This window comes from Serratia sp. NGAS9, assembly GCF_009905295.1.
In the GTDB taxonomy this organism is placed as follows: domain Bacteria; phylum Pseudomonadota; class Gammaproteobacteria; order Enterobacterales; family Enterobacteriaceae; genus Serratia; species Serratia bockelmannii.
On record NZ_CP047605.1, the window covers coordinates 1,578,764 to 1,596,066 of the forward strand.

General features: G+C 48.2%; 12 protein-coding genes. All 12 read left to right on the plus strand.

Annotated features, from left to right (window positions below; translation table 11 throughout):
• Positions 1–49: 49 nt before the first annotated feature.
• The gene (locus GUC32_RS07590; RefSeq protein WP_025302176.1) at positions 50–1,381 is read left to right on the plus strand and encodes an HlyD family type I secretion periplasmic adaptor subunit; all 1,332 of its coding nucleotides are present in this window, start codon (positions 50–52) and stop codon (positions 1,379–1,381) included.
• Between the two features lie 2 nt (positions 1,382–1,383).
• On the plus strand, positions 1,384–2,760 hold the full coding sequence (locus GUC32_RS07595; protein ID WP_025302177.1) for a TolC family outer membrane protein: 1,377 nt from the start codon (positions 1,384–1,386) through the stop codon (positions 2,758–2,760).
• A gap of 274 nt (positions 2,761–3,034) precedes the next feature.
• The gene (locus GUC32_RS07600) at positions 3,035–4,459 is read left to right on the plus strand and encodes a mannose-1-phosphate guanylyltransferase/mannose-6-phosphate isomerase (protein ID WP_043142822.1); all 1,425 of its coding nucleotides are present in this window, start codon (positions 3,035–3,037) and stop codon (positions 4,457–4,459) included.
• A 12-nt stretch (positions 4,460–4,471) separates the two neighbouring features.
• The gene (gene cpsG / locus GUC32_RS07605) at positions 4,472–5,845 is read left to right on the plus strand and encodes a phosphomannomutase CpsG (protein ID WP_043142826.1); all 1,374 of its coding nucleotides are present in this window, start codon (positions 4,472–4,474) and stop codon (positions 5,843–5,845) included.
• A 371-nt stretch (positions 5,846–6,216) separates the two neighbouring features.
• Positions 6,217–7,236 carry a UDP-glucose 4-epimerase GalE gene (galE, locus tag GUC32_RS07610; RefSeq protein WP_049205858.1) on the plus strand — a complete coding sequence of 340 codons (1,020 nt, stop codon included), beginning with the start codon at positions 6,217–6,219 and terminating at the stop codon, positions 7,234–7,236.
• 371 nt (positions 7,237–7,607) lie between these two features.
• Positions 7,608–8,141 carry a dTDP-4-dehydrorhamnose 3,5-epimerase gene (rfbC, locus tag GUC32_RS07615; RefSeq protein WP_049205859.1) on the plus strand — a complete coding sequence of 178 codons (534 nt, stop codon included), beginning with the start codon at positions 7,608–7,610 and terminating at the stop codon, positions 8,139–8,141.
• Positions 8,141–9,001 carry a dTDP-4-dehydrorhamnose reductase gene (gene rfbD, locus GUC32_RS07620; protein ID WP_049205861.1) on the plus strand — a complete coding sequence of 287 codons (861 nt, stop codon included), beginning with the start codon at positions 8,141–8,143 and terminating at the stop codon, positions 8,999–9,001. The genes rfbC and rfbD overlap by 1 nt, the downstream gene beginning before the upstream one ends.
• A gap of 166 nt (positions 9,002–9,167) precedes the next feature.
• Positions 9,168–10,010, plus strand: a complete 843-nt coding sequence (locus GUC32_RS07625; RefSeq protein WP_369435648.1) for a glycosyltransferase family 2 protein — start codon at positions 9,168–9,170, stop codon at positions 10,008–10,010.
• A 121-nt stretch (positions 10,011–10,131) separates the two neighbouring features.
• Entirely contained in the window at positions 10,132–10,965 is an 834-nt protein-coding gene (locus tag GUC32_RS07630; RefSeq protein ID WP_049205867.1) for an ABC transporter permease, read from the plus strand.
• Entirely contained in the window at positions 10,955–12,271 is a 1,317-nt protein-coding gene (locus tag GUC32_RS07635) for an ABC transporter ATP-binding protein (protein ID WP_049205871.1), read from the plus strand. Before GUC32_RS07630 ends, GUC32_RS07635 begins: the two co-directional genes overlap by 11 nt.
• Positions 12,272–12,279: 8 nt before the next feature.
• Positions 12,280–15,654, plus strand: a complete 3,375-nt coding sequence (locus GUC32_RS07640) for a hypothetical protein (RefSeq protein WP_197770845.1) — start codon at positions 12,280–12,282, stop codon at positions 15,652–15,654.
• 221 nt (positions 15,655–15,875) lie between these two features.
• The gene (gene gndA, locus GUC32_RS07645; protein WP_025302186.1) at positions 15,876–17,282 is read left to right on the plus strand and encodes an NADP-dependent phosphogluconate dehydrogenase; all 1,407 of its coding nucleotides are present in this window, start codon (positions 15,876–15,878) and stop codon (positions 17,280–17,282) included.
• Positions 17,283–17,303 lie beyond the last annotated feature (21 nt).

Below are 17,303 nucleotides of genomic sequence, written 5' to 3' on the forward strand. Positions count from 1 at the left end.
GTGAATTGCCTGATGGCTTTATTGCCGTCCGCAGTTTAAAGGAGTTGGTATGTCGACGCACATTGGCGAGCCGCAAGACTCGTATATTGAAGAGATCCCACAGGATGAACGGCGGTTTACCCGGATGGGCTGGCTGGTCGTGGGAATTGGTCTGTTCGGATTTTTGGCTTGGGCAGCGTTTGCGCCCCTGGATAAAGGGGTGGCATCACCGGGATCGGTAACCGTTTCCGGCAACCGCAAAACGGTGCAGGCACCGGCCAGCGGCATCATCAAAAATATCGCGGTGAAAGAGGGCGACAAGGTGAAAGCCGGTGAAGTCCTGGTGCAGTTGAGCCAGGTGCAGGCACAGGCGCAGGTCGATTCCCTGCGCGACCAGTACTACACCACGCTGGCCACCGAAGGGCGTTTACTCGCCGAACGCGATGGTCTGAGTAGCGTCACTTTTTCTCCCATTTTTACCCAGATCAAGGATCAGCCGCGTGTGGCTGAAATTATCGCGTTGCAAACGCAGCTGTTCGCTTCCCGCCGCCAGGGGCTGCAAAGTGAAATTGACGGTTATAAGCAGTCGATGGACGGGATTCGTTTCCAATTGAAAGGCCTGCAGGATTCACGCGTCAACAAGCAGATCCAACTTTCCAGCCTGCGTGAACAGATGAACAGCATGAAGCAGCTGGCTGCGGACGGCTACCTGCCACGCAATCGCTATCTGGAAGTTCAGCGTCAGTTCGCCGAAGTGAATAGCAGCATCGATGAAACTGTCGGGCGGATTGGCCAATTGCAAAAGCAGCTGCAAGAATCTCAGCAGCGTATCGATCAACGTTTCGCCGACTATCAACGCGAGGTCAGAACGCAACTGGCACAAACCCAAATGGACGCCAGTGAGTTTCGCAATAAGCTGCAAATGGCCGATTTCGATCTGGGCAACACCGCCATCACCTCACCGGTGGACGGCACCGTGGTCGGATTGAATATCTTCACTCAGGGGGGCGTCGTGGGAGCGGGTGACCACCTGATGGACGTTGTACCCAGCCAGGCGACGCTGGTGGTGGATTCTCGCCTGAAAGTCGACCTGATCGATAAGGTGTACAACGGGTTGCCGGTGGATCTGATGTTTACCGCCTTCAACCAAAACAAAACCCCGAAAATTCCGGGAACGGTCACGTTGGTTTCCGCCGACCGTCTGGTCGACAAAGCCAACGGTGAGCCTTACTACCAGATGCAGGTTACGGTCTCACCGGAGGGCATGAAGATGCTCAGTGGCGAGGACATCAAGCCGGGGATGCCGGTAGAGGTGTTCGTGAAAACGGGGTCGCGCTCACTGCTGAGTTATCTGTTTAAACCTATTTTGGATCGCGCTCATACTTCATTAACCGAGGAATAATTTTGATTCAATCAAAACGACAGGCTGCCGGTCTGGTTATCGGCACCCTTTTGTTTGCGATATCTGCGCCGGTTTATTCGATAGGGATTTTAGACGCATATTCGCTGGCATTAGAAAAGGACCCGACCTTCCGGGCGGCTATAAAAGAGAAAGAAGCGGGAGATGAGAACGAAAACATCGGCAGGGCGGGGCTGCTGCCGAAAGTGTCGTTGAACTATCAGAATTCGCCGCGCAATTGGCAGACGCAAAAATATCCGCAGAGCGACTTTTTCGGCAATGTTTCGGAGGTCACCCGGCGGCAACAATATCGCAGTTATTCCAGTTCGATCACGCTGACGCAGCCGCTGTTCGATTATGAAGCGTACGCGCGTTACAAAGCCGGCGTAGCGCAGACGATGATGTCGGACGAGCGCTATCGCAGTAAGTTGCTGGATCTTGCTGTTAGGGTGATTAACGCCTATGTCGAAGTGGCCTATTCCAAGGATCAAATCGCGTTGGCCGAAGCGCAAAAGGCGGCTTACAAGGAACAGTTGACCTTGAACGATCGCCTGATGAGCGCCGGTGAAGGCACCATTACCGACGTATCAGAAACCCAGGCGCGCTACAGCCTGGCCGAAGCGCAGGTAATCGAAGCGCGCGATGCGCTGGACGCCGCGCAGCGCGAATTGGAAGTGATTATCGGCATACCGCTGAACCAACTGGATGAATTGCAGGTTTTGCGGCCGGGCAAGTTTAAGGTGGCGCCGCTGATCCCGTCCAAATTTGAAGAGTGGCAAAAGATCGCGCTGGAGAACAACCCGGTGCTAGCCGCCTCGCGTCATGGCGTGGATGCCGCTAAGTATGACGTCGAAAGGAATCGGGCGGGCTTTATGCCGCAGGTTCAGCTGTATGCTTCGCATTCGGAAAACGATTCCAGCAGCGATAACACGGTTAACCAGAAATACCGTACCGACAGTATCGGCGTGCAGGTCAGTATGCCTATTTATTCCGGCGGCGGCGTTTCGGCGTCGACCCGGCAGGCGGCGGCGCGCTATGGCCAGGCGATGTATGAAATGGATGCGCAGACGGGCACCACGCTCAACGATCTGCGCAAGCAGTACAATCTGTGCATCAGCAGCCGCGCCAAGGTGGCGGCCTATGAGCTGGCGGTACAGTCTGCCACCACACAGGTGACGGCGACCCGGCAAAGCGTGCTGGCCGGGCAACGTGTCAACGTTGACGTGCTCAACGCCGAACAGCAGCTCTATAGCGCTCAGCGCGATCTGGCCTCCGCCAAGTACGCCTACATCAAGTCCTGGATTACCTTGCTGAGCGACTCAGGGACGTTGGACGAGAAGGATGTGCTGCGCGTGGCGCAGTATTTTGCCCGCAGTCGTTAGCAATATATTCACTATGAGCATTAATCTGAAAGAGCAGCACGATGCTGCTCTTTTTTGCGTTAATACGTTATGTTATCGGCTGGTGGTTCCTTCTGTATTTATACTTGCCTGGTTTATTTCTATACATAATTTTCTGTTAAGGAACGGTAGGTTAGAGGGATACATGCTTTTCGCAAAGTGTAACTATTGGTTAATGATCGAACGAATTTTAGAATGATGCTGCTGACGTGCGGCGTCGTCCTTGTAAGAACGATGGCTGAGTAAAGGGTAGATAATGTCCAAACTAATTCCTGTGGTTATGGCCGGCGGTACTGGGAGTCGTCTGTGGCCGATGTCGCGAGAATCGTTTCCTAAACAGTTTTTATCTATTGATGACAGCGGGGTGAGCCTGCTGCAACAAACGTTACAGCGTTTGTCGGGTCTGACCGGTATCGAAGTTGCTGCTCCTCTGGTCATTTGCAACGAGGAACACCGTTTTTTGGTTGCCGAGCAATTGCGCGGAATTGGGCAATTAGCGACCAACATTATTTTAGAGCCCGTAGGGCGCAATACCGCGCCGGCAGTGGCGTTAGCCGCTCATCTTGCAGCGGAAGAAGACGAAGACAGCATGCTCTTGGTGCTGGCTGCAGACCATCTGATCACGAAAGTAGATAATTTCCACGCGGCGATTCAGACGGCAATCTCTTTTGCGGTCAACAACCAACTGGTCACGTTTGGCATTATTCCGGAGCATCCGGAAACCGGGTACGGTTACATCAAACGCGGCAGTCACTTGTCTCATGATTGCTTTAAGGTTGATTCATTCGTGGAAAAACCACGTTTGGAGAAAGCGATAGAATACCTCGCCAGCGGTGAATATAGCTGGAACAGCGGTATGTTCATGTTCAAAACCGCCAAGTTTTTGCAAGAGTTGCAGCAGTTTAGCCCAGACATCTTTAACACAACCCAGCAGTCTGTGGTTAAAAGCCAACGCGACATGAACTTTATTCGGGTTGAACAAGCGATCTTCAAACACTGTCCGAGCGACTCCATCGACTATGCGGTGATGGAAAAAACGCGTGATGCTGTAGTGATTCCCATTGATGCTGGCTGGAGTGACGTTGGTTCTTGGTCCTCGCTGTGGGACGTTTCTAAGAAAGATCATTTGGGCAATGTCAATGTGGGCGACATTATCTCGATCGATTCCAATGACAACTACATTTCCTCTGAATCCGCGTTGGTGGCGACCATTGGGTTGGAAAACCTGATCGTGGTCAACACCAATGATGCCTTGCTGATCGCTCACAAGGACAAAGTGCAGGATGTGAAGAAAGTGGTTGATGAGCTTAAAAAGCGCAATCTTCATCATTTTCGCCAGCATTCCACCGCATATCGTCCCTGGGGCAAGATTTGCGACATCGACAGCGGCACGCACTTCCAGGTGAAGAAAATCATTGTCCGGCCAGGTGAAGGCTTGTCAGTACAACGCCATCTCCACCGTGCTGAACATTGGGTCGTCGTGAGTGGGACAGCAAGAGTTAACGTTGATGACCAAGAGTTCTTCTTGTCGGAAAATCAGTCTACCTTCATTCCTGCGGGCAGTGTCCATACGCTAGAAAACCCGGGAAAAATCGATTTGGAAATGATCGAGGTCAGGTCGGGGCACTATCTGGAAGAAGATGATATTGAGCGTTTGCAAGATCGCTATGGCAGAGTTTAATAGGGTTTGGTAATGCAAAAATTGACGTGTTTTAAAGCTTATGACATTCGGGGAAAGCTGGGCGAAGAGCTGAATGAGGACATCGCGTATCGTATTGGACGCGCCTATGGCGAGTTTTTAAAGCCCAAAAATATCGTGTTGGGCAGCGATGTGCGGTTAACCAGTGAAAGCCTGAAGTTGGCGCTGGCGAAGGGTTTACAGGATGCGGGTACTGATGTGATAGACATCGGTTTAACCGGTACCGAAGAAATCTATTTCGCCACAACCTATTTAAAAACTGATGGTGGCGTAGAGGTCACCGCCAGCCATAACCCTATTGATTACAACGGCATGAAGTTAGTGCGTGAGGGCTCTCGCCCGATTAGCGGCGATACCGGGTTACGGGCGATCCAAGAGCTGGCGGAGAAAAACCAGTTTCAGGCGCTAGCAGCGACAGCAACGCGCGGCAGCTACGTACGCCAGGACGTATTAGGGGCTTATGTAGAACACATTCTGTCCTATGTAGACGTGAAAAATTTCAAACCGTTGAAGCTAGTGATCAACTCGGGCAACGGTGCTGCGGGGCATGTGATCGATGCTATTGAAGCGCAACTGAAGGCGCGGGGTGTGCCGCTGGAGTTTATCAAGGTGCATCACCAGCCGGACGGCTCTTTCCCCAACGGCATTCCAAATCCACTGCTGCCTGAGTGTCGTGCGGATACCGCCGATGCGGTGCGAGAGCATGGCGCTGATATGGGCATTGCGTTCGACGGCGATTTTGATCGCTGCTTCCTGTTCGATGAAAAAGGCGATTTCATTGAGGGCTATTATATCGTCGGCTTGCTGGCGGAGGCCTTCTTGCAGAAACAGCCGGGCGCGAAGATAATCCACGATCCACGCCTGAGTTGGAACACCGTCGATGTGGTCACCGGTGCCGGGGGCGTACCCGTGATGTCGAAAACCGGTCATGCTTTCATTAAAGAACGCATGCGTGCGGAAGACGCCATTTATGGCGGCGAGATGAGTGCTCACCACTATTTCCGTGATTTTGCTTATTGTGACAGTGGCATGATCCCATGGCTGCTGGTCGCTGAGCTGGTCAGTGTGAAGGGACAAACTCTGGGGCAACTGGTACAGGATCGCATTGCCGCCTACCCGTCTTCCGGTGAGATCAATATCAAGCTGGCTCAGCCTGTCGTGTCAATCGAAAGCGTTAAACAACACTATTTACCGCATGCCGATGAGGTGGACTACACCGATGGCATCAGCATGGCGTTCGCAGGCTGGCGTTTCAATCTGCGTTCCTCCAATACGGAACCGGTTGTGCGTCTTAACGTCGAATCTCGTGCCGATGTTGCGCTGATGCAAGAGAAAACCGACGAGATTTTGGCGCTGTTGTCAAACTGAGTGCGACGCGTAAGGAACACACTGTAGAGCTGTCTTGAACAGCTCTTTTTTTTTGTAAGGCTTAAACTCCCCATGTTCTGTCTCACACACACTTGGGATGCTTCAGAAAGGCAGTGAGGTTTTCTCTTGATATAACCAAGAACGCGGCTAAATATTTTAGCCTCTTTGTAGGGAGCCAGGTCAAAGCCTCCTGGCAGGCCGATTGTTTACTTGCTGGCCAAAAACGAGTGTACCAAGGGAACTCTGGGGACATATGGATGGTCAATTATGATCGAAAAGGCGTGCGTGAGTCCAAGCTTCGTTTAAAATCAATTGATTGCTTAAAGAAGATAGTTCATCTTGAGCGCCAGGGGCGCGAGTAAGGAGTTTTTATGGCGGTTTTAGTCACCGGTGGGGCCGGTTATATCGGTTCTCACACTGTTCTGGCTTTGTTGGAACATGGCGAAGATGTCGTAGTGTTAGATAATTTATCGAACTCTTCCGATGAGTCTCTGCGTCGCGTTGAGAAACTCGCGGGCAGAAGTGCTCAATTCTACCAAGGCGATATCTTGGATGCTGAGTGTCTGCACCGTATCTTCGAGGCTCACGCCATTTCGGCCGTGATCCATTTTGCTGGGCTAAAGGCTGTCGGAGAGTCGACGCGCAAGCCGCTAGAGTATTATCAGAACAATGTCACTGGCACGTTGGTATTGTTGGAGGAAATGCGTCGTGCGGGTGTGCATAAGTTTATCTTCAGTTCTTCTGCCACGGTGTACGGTACTCCAGAGCAAGTTCCTTTGACTGAGACGTCACGCGTTGGCGGTACGACGAATCCTTACGGCACGTCGAAGTTGATGGTAGAACAAATTCTGCAAGATTTCGCTAAAGCAGAACCGCAATTCTCCATTACCGCCTTACGTTACTTCAACCCGGTCGGTGCGCACGAATCTGGCATGATCGGTGAAGATCCAAATGGTATTCCTAACAATCTGATGCCTTATATTGCTCAGGTGGCAATCGGAAAACTGGAGAAACTGTCAATTTTTGGTGACGACTATCCGACACAGGATGGCACGGGTGTCAGAGATTACATTCATGTCATGGATTTGGCTGAAGGTCATCTCAAGGCGATTGAACACATCGATGAACACCAAGGTTTTACGGTCTATAATCTGGGGACTGGGGTAGGGTATTCTGTGTTGGAGATGCTCCATGCTTTTGAAAAGGCTTCAGGTCGCAATGTAGCTTACCAAATTGTACCACGTCGAGAGGGCGACATTGCAGAATGCTGGTCCGCTCCAGAATTGGCGTTCAAAGAATTGGGATGGAAGGCTACCCGTGATTTGGATGCCATGATGCGTGATGCGTGGAATTGGCAGAAGAACAATCCTCGGGGTTATCGTCCCGGTTGATAGCGAAGTTCGTTAATGACAAAATATGGCATAATGTAAATTAATTGTAACCAACGAGGGCTCGATTGACCATTTCTATGTTGGTTGCAATTAAAATATGTTTAATAACAATGATATATCATGATTCATCCTTCAATGAGTCACATAATTTTTGACTATTTTTTGTGGATGAGTGTCGGATATTTTGATTAATTGTGCTAATCTCCGATACCTTCGTCTACGGTGCGTTCATTGAGCTATCCAAAATTTATTCTCGTTTAGTTTCTGTTCGAAAACTGGGCGAGTGGGTAGTGATAGACTGCTGGGGATGCATGTTCAGGCGGCCATCCTTTGGGCCTCTGAGGTGAGCGTATTAGTTAGCAGGTTACCTAATGAAAGTGATTGAGACACCAGTCGCAGGTGTGAAGTTGATTGAGCCGAAAGTGTTCGGTGATCATCGTGGTTTTTTCGTCGAAACGTTTCAAAAAAACCGCTATCAAGAAATGTTAGATATTGATGTGGATTTTGTTCAGGACAACCATTCGCGTTCTTCTAAAGGAGTATTGCGTGGTTTGCATTTCCAGCGAATCAAACCCCAAGGCAAGCTAGTCCGAGTTGTACGTGGGGAGGTCTATGATGTTGTAGTGGATATCAGGGTCGATTCGCCGACGTACAAAAAATGGGTTGGTGTTCACTTGTCGGAAGATAACCACCACCAACTTTGGGTTCCGCCAGGTCTCGCACATGGTTTCTTAGTGATTTCAGACATTGCTGATTTCGAATACAAGTGCACAGAGTACTATGATCCTGCTAGCGAAGCATGCTTGCTTTGGAATGATCCTGAAATTGGCATTGATTGGCCAGTCGATCAGCCATTGCTATCGCCAAAGGATCTACAAGGTAAATTACTTAGAGAGCTTTTTTAATGCGTGTACTTTTGACAGGTTCTATGGGGCAACTGGGACGCTGTTTCAGCGATAGGTTTCCTACCGATTGGAGCCTGCTAGCACTGGACAGCAAGCAACTTGACATCTGTGATTCTGATGCGATTGAGCAAGCGGTGACGGAATTTGAGCCCGATGTTATCGTAAACGCCGCCGCTTATACTGCTGTTGATAAGGCTGAATCTGAACCAGATGTAGCTAAAGCAATCAATACCTACGGGCCTGGCTACCTGGCAGCAGCTGCTGCTGCACGAAATATTCCTTTTGTACACGTATCAACCGACTATGTTTTTGATGGCCGTTCGGAAGAACCCTACTGCGAAGATGCTCCCTGCTCGCCACAAAACATTTATGGTAAAACCAAGCTTGAAGGTGAGATTGCTGCGCTGAAGGCTAATCCAAAAACTATTGTAATAAGAACGGCTTGGGTGTTTAGCGAGTACGGCAATAATTTTGTTAAAACGATGTTGCGCGTCGGGTCACAAAGGGGTGAACTTGGCGTGGTAAGCGATCAGCAAGGCTGCCCGACTTATGCCGGTGATATCGCTGATGCCATAATCTCCATGCTGCAAGAACCAGGTGAATACGGTGTCTATCACTTTTGTGGTGATTCAATGGTTTCTTGGTATGAGTTTGCGCAGATAATTTTCCAACAGGCTACTGAAAGTGGGCTATACCCACATCAGGTCATCGTGAATCCGATTACTACGCAAGAGTATCCTACACCTGCGTCCCGGCCTGTATACTCTGTTCTTAACACTGATAAGATCTGCGCGTTGAATCTTAAACCTAGCGCTTGGCGCCAGCAGTTACATGCTGTGATTCGCAAACTGTTGCAGTAGGTGGATCTTGGTTTGCATGGAATAAAAGGGGATAATTTTATCCCCTTTGATGTTTTTGTTTATTGGTGACGGTTTGCGTTCCAATAGACGAGTGATAATACATCAGCCATCACACTCTTGTAACTGATTGTTTTTAAATGATTATTGGTTAGGAACTTCATACGGCATGTTTTCAAAACAAAAACAATACCAAATTGTTGCTTCAATCGTATTGTATAACCATAGCTATGCCCAACTAGAAGACACGTTACTTTCTTTGCTTAGCGAAAAATGTGTTCAAAAAATAGTTTTGGTTGATAACGGTGGTTCTGAATGGGCTGCAAAACTAGATAATCATCGCATTAGTTATATTTGTGCGGAAGCCAATAACGGTTTTGGCTACGGCCATAATCTGGCAATGAAGCGTTATCTGAATGAATGTGAATATTTTTTGATTTGTAACCCAGATATCAGTTTTACCTCGGGGGCGCTCGAGAGTCTCTACAATTTTGCGCGGAACCAAAAACACCGCTTTGTTTCTCCTCGCATTCAATATAGCGATGGGCGATTCCAATACAGTTGCCGCTTACTGCCTACACCTGCCAATTTGTTTCTTCGGCGCTTTTTCCCTAAATGGGGAGCTAAGCTGGATGCCACTTATGAAATCCAGCGTGCTGATTACACTAAATCCTTCGCAGTTCCTTCAGTTTCTGGTTGTTTTATGCTGGTTGAATCCACGTTGTTAGCGAGCTTGGGAGGATTTGATGAACGGTATTTTATGTATTTAGAAGATGTGGATTTGTGCCGCCGGGCTTTGTCAATGAGCGATATTGTCTACTTCCCTGGTGCTACTATCATCCATGTTTTTGGTAAAGGTTCTTATAAAAACCTTAATTTATTCATTTATCACATGAAATCAGTTGTCTTATATTTCAATAAATGGGGATGGTGGCACGATCCACAGAGATCCAAGGTGAATACTACCTGTTTGAAGACTATTCCCATGACTTCTCCTGAAATCAAGCGGTAACATGATTGAAGATGATGTCTATGTTTTATGAGTTCAATTACATCTAAGGTATTGATTATGTTTGTTATGACTGGATGCAATTTCGAAGCGCAAAATGTTGGTATGGCAGCGGGGTGGGGTAATGAGTAATCCTCATAAATCGCAACCTCTGTCACCCCTAGCTCTGATCCGTAACATTTGGGGGTTCAAATCGCTGATCTTGCAAATGACAAAACGTGAGGTTGTTGGGCGATACAAGGGTTCCACTATGGGACTGGCATGGTCGTTCCTCAATCCTTTGTTTATGTTGACGGTCTATACATTTGTTTTTTCGGTTGTTTTTAAAGCACGTTGGTCCGTCGGTGGCGATGAAAGCCGTACGCAGTTTGCTGTAATCCTCTTTGTTGGCATGATTGTGCATGGTTTTTTTGCCGAGGTGGTTAATCGGGCACCGCAAATTATCCTAGGGAATACCAACTATGTGAAGAAAGTGGTTTTCCCTTTGGAAACGTTGCCAGTGATTGGGTTATGCGCTGCGTTGTTCCATACCCTGATCAGCTTGGTTGTACTGCTATGTGCATTCTTTTTATTCAACGGTTTTCTGCACTGGACCGTCGTTTTTATACCGTTAGTTTTCTTGCCGCTGGTCGTTTTTTGCCTTGGATTGGCATGGATATTGGCATCCCTGGGTGTTTTTATACGCGATGTTGGTCAGACGACTGTCATTATCACAACGGTTATGATGTTTTTGTCACCAGTATTTTTCCCTATCACGTCGTTACCGGAAAAATATCGCATTTGGATAATGCTTAATCCCCTAACATTTATTATTGAGCAATCACGGAATGTCTTAATTTGGGGGCGTTTACCTGAATGGCAAGGTTTAGCTGTTTACACCCTGGCGGCATCATTAGTTGCATGGTTCGGTTTTGTATTCTTCCAGAAAACCAGAAAGGGGTTTGCTGATGTCCTCTAATGAAATCGCGATCCAAGTGACTGCATTGAGCAAATGTTATCAAATTTATGATCGTCCACGAGATCGTTTAAAACAGTTTTTTGCTCCGAGGTTACAACGTGTAGTACGACGTGAGTCTCGCCGCTATTTCCGCGAGTTTTGGGCACTTCGCGATGTCTCATTCTCTATTAAGAAAGGTGAGACCGTAGGTATTATCGGACGAAATGGTGCAGGTAAGTCAACGTTATTACAGATGATATGCGGTACGCTGACTCCAACTCAGGGAGAAATACAAGTCAATGGCCGTATTGCGGCCCTACTTGAGTTAGGCGCAGGGTTCAATCCTGAGTTCACGGGGCGTGATAATGTCTATCTTAATGGCTCTGTTCTAGGTTTTTCCCGTGAACAGATCGATGAGCGTTTTCAGGAGATTACTGACTTCGCAGATATTGGCGAGTTTATCGATCAACCCGTTAAAACATACTCAAGCGGGATGTATATTCGTCTGGCTTTTGCTGTCCAAGCCTGTGTCGAACCTGAAATCCTTATCGTGGACGAGGCGTTAGCCGTAGGCGATATCGGTTTTCAATATAAATGCTATAAACGCATGGAGGCTCTTCGTGCTAAGGGGGTCACTATTATCATGGTGACCCACTCTACCGGTAGTATTCTGGAATACGCTGACCGTTGTTTGGTTATGAACAATGGGGAGTTAGTGGGCGACACCTATGACGTACTGGCTGCTGTTCTGGCTTATGAGAAAGGAATGCTGTTGTCGCAAGCAGTGAAACGAGAGAATACGGGCAAGATCTCCTCGTCTGTTGTGATGAATCAATCTGACTTGCAGGGTTTGCAACAGGGGCAGTTGAATACCGAAGTGGGAGAAAAGCGCTTTGGCAGTGCTCGAGCGATTATTCAAAATCTCGAAGTGATAAAATCGGATGGCACTTCACTCTCCGATAAGCCTTTGGTACGTTCTGGTGATGAACTGACCTTGGATTTTACTATCCTTGCTTCAGAAGAGATTCGAGATGTTGCCTTGGGAATCTCCATCTCTAAAGCGCAGGGGGGAGATATTTGGGGGGACAGCAACATTGGAGCCGGCAAACCTTTAATCCTCAAGGCTGGTGAGCAGCATGTGATTTATAAGGTTAAATTGCCAATTAACTCAGGAGATTACCTGGTTCATTGCGGCTTGGCATCGCTGCAAGGCGGCGAGCGAGAAGAGTTGGATCAACGCAGACCAATGATGAGATTGAAGTTTTGGTCCTCTCGTGAACTCGGGGGGGTTGTTTATGCCCCTATCAGTGTTTTAAGCGAGGAGTAATTAGAGCAATGATTGCTGTATTCTTACCGCCATATCCGTTTAGGGGAGTGAAAGCTCCCTATTTATGGATATTTTATCGCCTGCTTAACTCATTGCAGCAGCGTTCACTTTTTATCGCCGGTAATGATTACTTGTTGTCTCCGGAAGAGTGGCGCAAGTCAGAACGTTGGGAATTTGATGTACCTACAATGAATAATTTGGGTTACAGCATTCCGTCTGATGAGCTATTGGCCAGTCATGATTATTACCATTTGAGAGAGAGTGTATTTGAGAGTTTATTAGACTCTTCAAACTACAATCCGATGTTGGCGTTCAAGAAAATGCTGACCCAGCGAATCCCCGAGCTGGAAGCTGAGCTGCTAAACCATCTCCAAGGCTATGAGTCTGGAAAAATAGAGGGGATATTGTCAATTTGCAATTGCCCTTCTCTGGAGGCCGTTGCCGAGTCTTTATCTATTCCTGTCATGCACTTTGAAGTAGGGCCGTTGAGAATGCCCTCTTATTATAGTACAGGGTATTTGGATTTCTCAGGTGTTAACGGTCACACAGAGGCAGAGAAGCGCTATTTGGCGGTTCAGGAACAGTGCCAGGTCGATCTTTCCATAGAAGAGTTGCATCGTTACTTCCTGCGTGTGCCAAATACTCATGAGCAGCAGTGTGATGCCGATCTGGGGATCGCATTACAGGTTGAAGACGATTCAAATCTCGTTGCTTATGGTGAAGAATTCACTAATCTGACGTTGCTTTCCTATGCGCGTACACGTTTTCCAGAGAAAAAATTATTAATTCGCACTCATCCTGGTAGTCAGTTCCAGCTCAAGGAGGGTGAGTATGAGATCGACAGTTCACCGACCAGTTTGTCTTTCGTCCAGCGTTGTCGAGAGATTTTAACGATTAATTCTAGTGTGGGATTAGAAGGAATTTTCGCTGGTATACCAACGACAGTCGTTGGTGACAGTTCATATAAATATATAACCTTGGCAGACGATGAACAAGAAAGAACTAATCGTTTGGCATTTTATCTATTTTCATACTTAGTTCCATTCGAATTGATTTTCGATATTGATTATCTGCGATTCCGTTTATCTCGGCCAAGTGAACAGGCGATAGTCAGTCGCCATATTGAATATTATTCTACTGAGAAGGAAGGATTTTTAAAAATGCAGGGGTTGACTCTGGGTGAGTTGCTATCAAAACAGGTTAAGCAAGAAAATGAAAAGCAGGATGATATGCAACAAAAAATTCGTGTTGCTGAGCATCATCTGATGATCGATAACGAAGAAAAGCAGGCAATGATTTCTTCTATGCAAGAGCAATTGCTGTTGCTTCAGGAAACGCTTATACAACAGCGAGAGCAACAGCTGGTTACTCAGCAATTGTTGGAGAATGCGCAAAAAGAAGTTCTTCTTTTAAATAATAATTATGTTGAAGACGAACCTCTTAAATTAAAGATTGAAACACTGAGTCAACAACTTAGTGAAAGTCAGTCCGACATGAACAATATGCGAAAAAGTCTGTCGTGGCGACTAACGGTACCTGTTCGTATGCTTGGTCGGGCCATTCGCGGTGAGTTTGGGGTAATCAGGGATATATCCAGACACTACATGCGACAGCGTAAAGGGACAAAATCGACCTCTTTGGTTGGGAAAGGTTGGCAAGCGTTTCGTGCAAGTCCGCATCCTTATAAGGCTTTGCTGCGCAAAACTAAAGTGGCAGGCAAACTATTGCTAACCGGCCGTTTCGGTGAGTTGCGTAGCAGTCTTCTACGTGTGGCGAAAAATACCGCTAATACGCCGATGCCGCTAGTTAATATAGATACCGACCATATTGTTATTCTCACTACTAGGCATACACTGTTTGTGGCCCATTTGCTTGAGAAAACGCTTGTAGAGGTGGGGCGCGGCGTTACCATAATTGAAGCATACTCAGCGCCGGCGGACAGTGGGCAACTGCATATTGTTATTTGCCCTCAAATTTTTGCTGAGCTGCCGCAAAACTTTGTTGCGTTCCAAATGGAACAATCTATTAACCCACGTTGGTTTACGCCAGAGTATTTTGCGATTCTCGAACGTGCAATGGCTATATTTGACTATTCCCTGACTAACATTAATTACTTATTAGAACATGGTATCCCTTATCAGAAATTGTTCTACCTCCCAATTGCTTCTTTTGCAGACTACAGCTCAAAATTGACCCAGAAAGGTCATAAGTTGAACGGCAATGAGGAGCAAATTGACGTTCTCTTCTATGGTGATACGAATTGTGAGCGTCGTCGTCATTATCTTGAACAATTGGGACAACGTTTTAATATTCATATTGCCTCTGGTGTATTCGGCGATGAGCTGACCCGGCTGGTGAAAAATGCCAAACTGGTTATTAACCTGCATTACTATGAGAATGCGTTGCTTGAGACCACACGTATTTACGAAGTGCTATCGTTGGGAACGCCAATTGTTAGTGAAGAAAGTGTGGATATCGCGGAGCATACGTCTCTCATTGATGTTATTGATTTTGCTCCTATTGGCGATATTGACGCAATGGCGAAAAAAATTGATCGTCTCTTGAACGATCAAGATTATCATGCTAGCCGTAAGAAAAATATTGCGTTGTTTACTCATAGCGACAACAACTTTGAAGGCTATTTCAAACGCTATCTTTTGGCGAATGATTTGATTGATTTCGAAACTTATAAAAATGGCGTTGATTTTATCCCTGCGATAGAGGCGGATATTCCAAAACTCTGCCTCTCACTGACGGAAACACCGGTACGGAAGCAAGATTTCCTCAGTAAGCCTACCCATGGTTTCAAGGTCATTGAGGGGGTTAGACACCGTATTGGCTGGATCGGATGTGGCATGAGTTATAAATACATGCTGTCCGTGCTTGCCGATCGTAATACCGAAATGGCTATGATCTGCGAGGACGATGCGTTATTCCCTGACGACTTTGACATTAAACTTGAGAAGATTGTTGCTTATCTGGAACGCAGCAATTGGGATTGGCACATTTTCTCGGGCATTATTGCGCATTTGAATGAAGATACGGAGATTCTGGCTGTCGAGGAGGTCGATGGCATTGAGTATATTTATATCAATCGCATGACAAGCACGGTGATGAATATTTACTCACGTCGTGGGATAGAGGCAGTTAGCCACTGGGATGAACGTAACGTTGATGCTCAAACCAATACCATAGATCGCTATTTGGAGTCAGTGCCAAATCTGGTTGTGGTGACCACTCTACCTTTCCAGGTTGGGCATGCTGAGGATCAAACCTCCACGTTGTGGGGGTTCGTAAATACTCAATATCTGGATATGATCAGTGAAAGTGAGCGTTTATTGAAGGAAAAAGTAGACGCGTTCAAGGCGGCCCAGGTGCGGTGACTCAAGCCCCTCGTTTCGTACTGATTGACTGAACCGCAGACCACGGCACCTTAGGGTGCCGTGGTTTTTTGTGGGGAGGATATGAATATATTGCGACATCATGTGACCTATCGCACCAATCACTACCCACGCGGCTCAATCCTGAGTTAACATGTGTGCCACATCACAAAACCTGCTGGCCGACGTTGCCGGCAGGGTCATCCTCAGACAGGAGTTCCTAAATGTCCAAGCAACAAATCGGCGTTGTCGGCATGGCGGTAATGGGCCGCAACCTCGCGCTGAACATCGAGAGCCGTGGTTACACCGTTTCCATTTTCAACCGTTCTGGCGACAAAACTGACGAAGTGATCGCTGAGAACCCGGGCAAGAATCTGGCGCCGTATTACACCGTAGAAGAGTTTGTCGAATCGCTGGAAAAACCGCGCCGCATCCTGCTGATGGTGAAAGCGGGCGAAGCGACGGATAAAACCATTGCCTCGTTGACTCCGCACCTGGACAAGGGCGATATCCTGATCGATGGCGGCAACACCTACTATCAGGACACCATCCGTCGCAATCGCGAACTGTCCGACCAGGGCTTTAATTTCATCGGCACCGGCGTTTCCGGCGGTGAAGAGGGCGCGCTGAAAGGGCCTTCCATCATGCCTGGCGGCCAGAAAGAAGCTTACGAGCTGGTGGCACCGATCCTGGAGAAAATCGCTGCGGTCGCGGAAGGCGAGCCTTGCGTGACTTATATCGGCGCTGACGGTGCCGGCCACTATGTGAAGATGGTGCACAACGGCATCGAATACGGCGACATGCAGCTGATTGCCGAAGCCTATTCCCTGCTGAAGCAGGCGCTGAACCTGAGCAACGAGCAGCTGGCCGAAACCTTCGCCGAATGGAACAAGGGCGAACTGAACAGCTACCTGATCGACATCACCAAAGACATCTTCACCAAGAAAGACGAAGAGGGTAAATACCTGGTCGATGTGATCCTGGACGAAGCCGCCAACAAAGGCACCGGCAAGTGGACCAGCCAGAGTTCGCTGGATCTGGGCGAACCGCTGTCGCTGATCACCGAGTCGGTGTTCGCACGCTACCTGTCCTCGCTGAAGGACCAGCGCGTTGCCGCGTCTAAAGTGCTGACTGGCCCGAAAGTGGCGCCGTTCAGCGGCGACAAAGCCGAATTCATCGAGAAAGTGCGTCGCGCGCTGTATCTGGGTAAGATCGTGTCCTACGCACAGGGCTTCTCACAGCTGAAAGCCGCTTCTAAAGAAAATAACTGGGATCTGCACTACGGCGAAATCGCCAAGATCTTCCGCGCCGGCTGCATCATCCGCGCCCAGTTCCTGCAGAAGATCACCGACGCTTACGCGGCGGATGCCGATATCGCCAACCTGCTGCTGGCGCCATACTTCAAGCAAATCGCTGACGAGTACCAGCAGGCGCTGCGTGACGTGGTGGCTTACGCCGTGCAGAACGGTATCCCTACGCCAACCTTCTCCGCCGCGATCGCCTACTACGACAGCTACCGTTCTGCGGTACTGCCGGCGAACCTGATCCAGGCGCAGCGCGACTACTTCGGTGCGCACACCTACAAACGTATCGACAAGGAAGGCGTGTTCCATACCGAATGGATGGAATAAGCCCGCTCGTTGAACGATAAA

Bases quoted from the DNA above. Each gene is read 5' to 3' on its own strand.
- galE (WP_049205858.1), top strand. From the start codon at position 6,217: ATGGCGGTTTTAGTCACCGGTGGGGCCGGTTATATCGGTTCTCACACT.
- rfbD (WP_049205861.1), top strand. From the start codon at position 8,141: ATGCGTGTACTTTTGACAGGTTCTATGGGGCAACTGGGACGCTGTTTC.
- GUC32_RS07640 (WP_197770845.1), top strand. From the start codon at position 12,280: ATGATTGCTGTATTCTTACCGCCATATCCGTTTAGGGGAGTGAAAGCT.
- gndA (WP_025302186.1), top strand. From the start codon at position 15,876: ATGTCCAAGCAACAAATCGGCGTTGTCGGCATGGCGGTAATGGGCCGC.
- GUC32_RS07635 (WP_049205871.1), top strand. From the start codon at position 10,955: ATGTCCTCTAATGAAATCGCGATCCAAGTGACTGCATTGAGCAAATGT.
- rfbC (WP_049205859.1), top strand. From the start codon at position 7,608: ATGAAAGTGATTGAGACACCAGTCGCAGGTGTGAAGTTGATTGAGCCG.
- GUC32_RS07600 (WP_043142822.1), top strand. From the start codon at position 3,035: ATGTCCAAACTAATTCCTGTGGTTATGGCCGGCGGTACTGGGAGTCGT.
- GUC32_RS07625 (WP_369435648.1), top strand. From the start codon at position 9,168: ATGTTTTCAAAACAAAAACAATACCAAATTGTTGCTTCAATCGTATTG.
- cpsG (WP_043142826.1), top strand. From the start codon at position 4,472: ATGCAAAAATTGACGTGTTTTAAAGCTTATGACATTCGGGGAAAGCTG.
- GUC32_RS07590 (WP_025302176.1), top strand. From the start codon at position 50: ATGTCGACGCACATTGGCGAGCCGCAAGACTCGTATATTGAAGAGATC.
- GUC32_RS07630 (WP_049205867.1), top strand. From the start codon at position 10,132: ATGAGTAATCCTCATAAATCGCAACCTCTGTCACCCCTAGCTCTGATC.